The sequence below is a fragment of the Salirhabdus sp. Marseille-P4669 genome, assembly GCF_900240405.1.
Taxonomy (GTDB): domain Bacteria; phylum Bacillota; class Bacilli; order Bacillales; family Alkalibacillaceae; genus OEQK01.
In genome coordinates, this window is record NZ_OEQK01000016.1 from 1 (window position 1) to 1,553 (window position 1,553).

The following is a 1,553-nucleotide window of genomic DNA, read 5'->3' on the forward strand; positions in this document are numbered from 1 at the left end:
GGGTCTGCGTAAAATCTTGTGTAAGTAATATTCGACAATCTTCTCAAGGCAAGAAATAATAGGTATGAAAAAATACAATCTGGCAACAATATAATTGCCTTTTACCATAAAACAGGATAGGGCAATGCAGAAGTGCAACCCGAGCGGTTTTATGGTTTTTACACTAAAACGGACGGACTTGATCTGTCCGTTATTTTTTTTGTCCGTTTTAGGGAAAACAAATGCGTTAAACTTCAGGGGTTTGGGGACGGAGTCCCCAATTACGATGTTTGGTTCAAAATCTCAAGTTGGCTCAAGATCATGTCCCAATTACGGTAACGCATTGTCCATTTTTTTGTAATATTTTGAGATGCTAAATAAAGCATTTTTCTTAAGCTATCATCATTTGGAAAAATAGACTTAGTTTTTGTAACTTTCCTAAATTGACGATGCAACCCTTCGATTACATTGGTAGTATATATTATTCTCCTAATTTCTGGTGGGTATGCAAAGAAGGTAGCTAAAATATCCCAGTTTTCCTCCCATGATTTAACTGCAGTTGGATACTCTTTACCCCATTTTTCTTTAAATTCTATGAGCCTTTCCAGACCCGAATCTTCATTGATAGAAGTATAGATTAATTTTAAATCAGCAACGAATTCTTTTAAGTGTTTATAAGAAACATATTTAGTGCTTGAACGAATTTGGTGAATGATACACCGTTGAATACCAGCGAAAGGATACACAGCTTGAATGGCCTCTCTGAATCCTGTAAGCCCATCTACACAGAAAAGATTAACCGTTTTAACGCCTCTCGTTTTCAAATCATTCAACACACCTAACCAAAACTTACTGCTTTCATTTCCCCCAACCCAGATGCCCAATATTTCTTTATAACCTTCATGGTTAATTCCCAACACAACATAGGCTGCCTTCGAGACAATTTGGTGGTTATCCCGAATTTTATAATGAATGGCATCCATGAAGATAAAAGGATAATAGGCTTCAAGTGGACGGCTTTGCCACTCATTTACTTGTGGCATAATTTTTTCACTAATCTTACTAACCAACTCAGAGGAAATCTCAATATTATAAAGATCTTTAACTTGTTCCTTGATATCTCTTGTTGACATACCGTGAGCGTAAAGAGACAGTATTTTTTCCTCCAGACCGTCGACATTTCTTTGGTATTTGTCCAAAATTTGTGGCTCATACGAGCCATTTCTGTCTCTAGGAACGTTTACCTCAACTTCACCAAATTGTGTTTTTAATTTCCGTTTTGTTGAACCATTCCGATAATTTGTAGGTCCATCTTCTCGACGTTGGTGCTTCTCATAGCCCAGTTGCTCATCAATTTCACATTGTAGCACTTCCTCCAACACATCAGAAAACATTTCTTTGATCGTTTCCATGATTTGATTGGTACTAGTGAATTTTTGTTCCTTTACCATTTCTCTGATTAATTCCCTCGGTAATTTCATGTCGAAAAACCTCCTTGGCAAAAATTATTTATCCTAATTCTTGCCAAGGAGGATTGTTTTGAAACCTATTTACACAACTTTTTCCGCACCGTC

General features: G+C 36.7%; 1 protein-coding gene. It reads right to left on the reverse strand.

The genetic code is table 11. From position 1 onward, the window contains the following. Nucleotides 1-260: 260 nt before the first annotated feature. Nucleotides 261-1,460, reverse strand: coding sequence for an IS256 family transposase (locus tag C1A05_RS17810; protein WP_102029562.1), 1,200 nt, complete (start codon nucleotides 1,458-1,460; stop codon nucleotides 261-263). Nucleotides 1,461-1,553: the final 93 nt, after the last annotated feature.

Coding starts and splice junctions, on each gene's coding strand:
- C1A05_RS17810 (WP_102029562.1), bottom strand. CDS start 1,460: ATGAAATTACCGAGGGAATTAATCAGAGAAATGGTAAAGGAACAAAAA.